Source organism: bacterium (assembly GCA_026398675.1).
Lineage (GTDB): Bacteria > RBG-13-66-14 > RBG-13-66-14 > RBG-13-66-14 > RBG-13-66-14 > RBG-13-66-14.
Window position 1 is genome coordinate 1 of the sequence record JAPLSK010000241.1, and the last position, 3,480, is coordinate 3,480.

General features: G+C 66.2%; 4 protein-coding genes. 2 read left to right on the top strand and 2 right to left on the bottom strand.

Annotated features, from left to right (window positions below):
- Both NTW26_07610 and NTW26_07615 read right to left on the bottom strand, forming a co-directional pair.
- On the bottom strand, positions 1-338 hold a 338-nt coding region (locus tag NTW26_07610), incomplete at its 3' end, for a thioredoxin family protein (GenBank protein MCX7022120.1).
- Positions 339-421: 83 nt separating this feature from the next.
- A complete protein-coding gene (locus tag NTW26_07615) occupies positions 422-757 on the bottom strand; it encodes a metalloregulator ArsR/SmtB family transcription factor (GenBank protein ID MCX7022121.1) in 336 nt (111 codons plus the stop codon).
- 506 nt (positions 758-1,263) lie between these two features.
- Between NTW26_07615 and NTW26_07620 the strand changes: the two genes are divergently transcribed.
- A complete protein-coding gene (locus NTW26_07620; GenBank protein ID MCX7022122.1) occupies positions 1,264-1,875 on the top strand; it encodes a gamma-glutamyl-gamma-aminobutyrate hydrolase family protein in 612 nt (203 codons plus the stop codon).
- 260 nt (positions 1,876-2,135) lie between these two features.
- Positions 2,136-3,281, top strand: a complete 1,146-nt coding sequence (gene ribD, locus NTW26_07625) for a bifunctional diaminohydroxyphosphoribosylaminopyrimidine deaminase/5-amino-6-(5-phosphoribosylamino)uracil reductase RibD (protein ID MCX7022123.1) — start codon at positions 2,136-2,138, stop codon at positions 3,279-3,281.
- Positions 3,282-3,480 lie beyond the last annotated feature (199 nt).

Consider the following 3,480-nt stretch of genomic DNA (forward strand, 5'->3'; position numbering starts at 1 on the left):
ACGTGGCGGTAGACCTCTTTCCCGGCGGCGTCGTAGAAGACCTGGGTCGGGATCATGGTGACGCCGGCGGCTTCAGCCAGGTCGTAATTCTCGTAGACATCCACGATTTCCACGATGACCCTGTCCTTGTACTCCTGTTTCAACTCCTCGAGAGTGACCGCCATCTCCTTGCAGGGGATGCACATCTTAGCGCCGTAATCCACGATTTTCGGCAGGCCCGTCTCGGCGGCGTCGGCCGGCCGGACCGGGTCGCCGCCGTCCTTGAGGACGAATATCGCCGCGACGACGACGCCGATTAAAACCAGGGCGATGACCAGGCCGCGTGTGGTGAGTTTCATGTCTCTCCTAGTGGAAATGTGACGGTGATTAGAACGTGACCGAGGCTCTCCCCGCGCGTCGCGCAACCGATTGCTTATCGCGCCTATCCATCGCACCCGCGCCTCGCCGGGGGGGCATCCGCATCGGGCCCCTCCGGGGCGAGGTCCAGGGCTTCGAGAACTCGCAGTACCCGGGGGTCCGTGATGTGGTACATCCGCCGGGGGCCGTCAACGCGGCAGGCGACGACGCCCAGCTCCTTCAGCCGGGCCAGGTGGCGGCTGACGTTGGACTGTTCGCCTACGCCGGTCCACAGCTCGCAGACGCAGCGCTCGCCCTGGGCCAGGCGCACGAGGAGTTTCAGGCGCGTCTCGACGGCCAGGGCGCCGAGGAGCTCCAGCGCGCGGTCCAGGCCCACGCTATCCATCGTTTTTTCTACCATCGCCCGCCCCCTTTAGTTTACCCGCCAATCATATTACCAACGGGTCATACAGTCAAGCGTTTTCTTCTTCCGCCTTTTCACGATTGGTCGTAGGGGTGGATATCCGCACCTGCCAGCTTTTTCTAAGGATGAGGCAAGGGGCTTAAGCCCCTTGTCTTTCTCATTCACCCTTACCTATGCCTCATTAATTGCGATGACGTGGGGGCCGACCGACGGCGCGCCGTTCAGGTCGGCCCGCGGGCGACCGTGGACGGTCGCCCCTACGGATAGGATTCGCGACCTGCAGCCGTAGGGGCGGGTCTCCTGACCCGCCCGTCTCTCACCCCAACCCGTAGGCAAGCCTCTTTCTGGAAGGGAAGGGAAATCGCTGCACCCCTCACCCTAGCCCTCTCCCCAGAGGGGAGAGGGGACACGCCCCGATCCTCACCCAGATCCTCTCTCTAAATGGGAAAGGAAGACAGTAAAAATCCGTTGACTCAGCCGGCCGGGCCCGTATACTTGGCGCCATGCCCGACGAAAAACCCTCGCTCCTTTTGATAAACGCCTGCCTCGACGCCGACGACCCCTGCGTCCCGGTTTACCTGGCGATGCTGGAGCCCTTCTTCCGCGTCGCGACGGTCCACGTGGACGCGCTGGCCTCGCCCCGGTTCGCCGAGGACGCGGCGGTGGTGACCGGCTCGACGAAGCTCATCACCCGCGACCCGGCCCCCGAGATACTCTACGCGCTCTACCGGGAGACGGAAAAGCCGCTCCTGGGCATTTGCTACGGGCACCAGACCCTGGCCCACGCCTGGGGCGCCCGGGTGGTGAAGAAGGAGTTCTTCGAGGCCGACGCCGAAATCCGCGTCTCCCGGCCGGACGCGCTCCTGGACGGGCTGGGAAAGGCCTTCCCCGCCTTCAAGTCGCACTTCGAGCACGTGGTGGCGGACGAGGGGCTGACGCGGCACTTCGACGTTTCGGCCACCTCGGACTGGTGCGCGGTAGAGGTCATCCGTCACCGGGCGCGGCCGCTGTGGGGAACGCAGTTCCACCCCGAGCGGTCGGGGGGGACGGGGGAGCTCATCGCCGCCAATTTTTGCCGGATTGTGGCGTCGGCCGGGTCGCGGAGTTCCGCCTGAATCCCGGTCATGCGCCTGAATGTAGGGCGGGGATTTTAACCGAGCGAACCGAGCGAAGCGAGCTACGCCTCCGGCGAACCAAGCTATGCCTCCGGCAAATCCCCGCCGCGTTTACGTTCCCAGCCTCGACCCTCACCCCAGCCCGCCGGCGCGCCGCTCCCTAAGAGGGAGAGGGGGTAGCGGCAGCCCTCACCCCGCCGCACCTTGACGCGCACCGGCGCACCTGCTATCCTGCGCACTCGACACCCTGCGGAGCCGACATGTCCCCAAGTTTCACCGCCGCCGACCGACGCCACATGGAGCGGGCCCTGGAGCTCGCGGCCCAGGCCTACGGCCGCACATTGCCCAACCCCCTGGTAGGCGCGGTGGTGGTCAAGGACGGGGAAACCGTGGGCGAGGGCTGGCACCGGCGCGCCGGGGATCCCCACGCCGAGGTGGAGGCCCTGAAGAACGCCGGTGGCGAGGCCAAAGGCGCGACCCTCTACTCCACCCTCGAGCCCTGCTGCACCCACGGCCGCACCCCGCCCTGCGTGGATTCCATCGTTAAAGCCGGAATCAAGCGGGTGGTCGCCGCCATGGAGGACCCCAACCCCGAGGTGCACTGCCGGGGCCTGGAGGCGCTGCGGACGGCGGGGATAGAGGTCGAGGTCGGCTGCCTGAAGAAAAAGGCCGAAAAACTCAACACCCCCTACGTCAAGTTCATCACCCAGGGCCTGCCCTACGTGACGGTTAAGATGGCGTCGAGCCTGGACGGCAAGATAGCCACCTACACGGGCGACAGCCGCTGGGTGACCGGGCTCGAATCGCGGCGGATGGTGCACCATTTCCGCAACTACACCGACGCGGTGCTCATCGGCATCCGCACGGTGCTGGCCGACGACCCCCGCCTGAACGTGCGGGTGGACTTCCCGGACATGCGGAACCCGCAGAAGATCATCGTGGACTCGAAGGGGCGGATGCCGACGCGGGGCCGCACCATCACACAGAACCCGCGCACCATCGTCGCCGTGTCGCCCAAGGCCAGCCTGACGCGCATCGCGTCGCTGGAAGAGGCCGGGGCCCGGGTGGAGGTCATCCAGGGCAGCCAGGTGCGCGTGGACATGACGAGGCTGATGAAAAGGCTCGCCGAGCTGGACATCGTGACGGTCCTGGTCGAGGGCGGCGGGGGGGTGGCCGGCAGCCTCTTCGAGGCCGGGCTGGTGGACGAAGTCGTGATTTTCATCGCCCCGGTGCTCATCGGCGGCGTAAAGGCCCCGGGGCCGGTCGGCGGCCGCGGCGTCGAGCGCATGATTGACGCCCATCGGCTGGTGGACGTGACCTACGCGCAGGTGGGCGAGGACCTGATGGTCCGGGGGAAGGTGCGCCGGGGGTACAAGACCAACGGGGACGTGACCCTGTCGGAGTAGGGGCAGTCGTGGAACGACGCCCCGCGGCGCGGGGGTTTGTTGAGACAAGGGGTTTAAACCCCTTGTTCCAATAACGACACCCCGCGGTCGCGGGGTTTTTTTACAGGGCGCGGCGGGGATTGAAATCCCCGCCCTACGAATAAAGACGTGAATCGCACAACAACCTCGTAGGGGCCGACCTTCAGGTCGGCCCGCGGGC

Excerpts from the sequence above, each read along its gene's own strand:
- NTW26_07615 (MCX7022121.1), bottom strand. The coding sequence starts at position 757 with ATGGTAGAAAAAACGATGGATAGCGTGGGCCTGGACCGCGCGCTGGAG.
- NTW26_07620 (MCX7022122.1), top strand. The coding sequence starts at position 1,264 with ATGCCCGACGAAAAACCCTCGCTCCTTTTGATAAACGCCTGCCTCGAC.
- ribD (MCX7022123.1), top strand. The coding sequence starts at position 2,136 with ATGTCCCCAAGTTTCACCGCCGCCGACCGACGCCACATGGAGCGGGCC.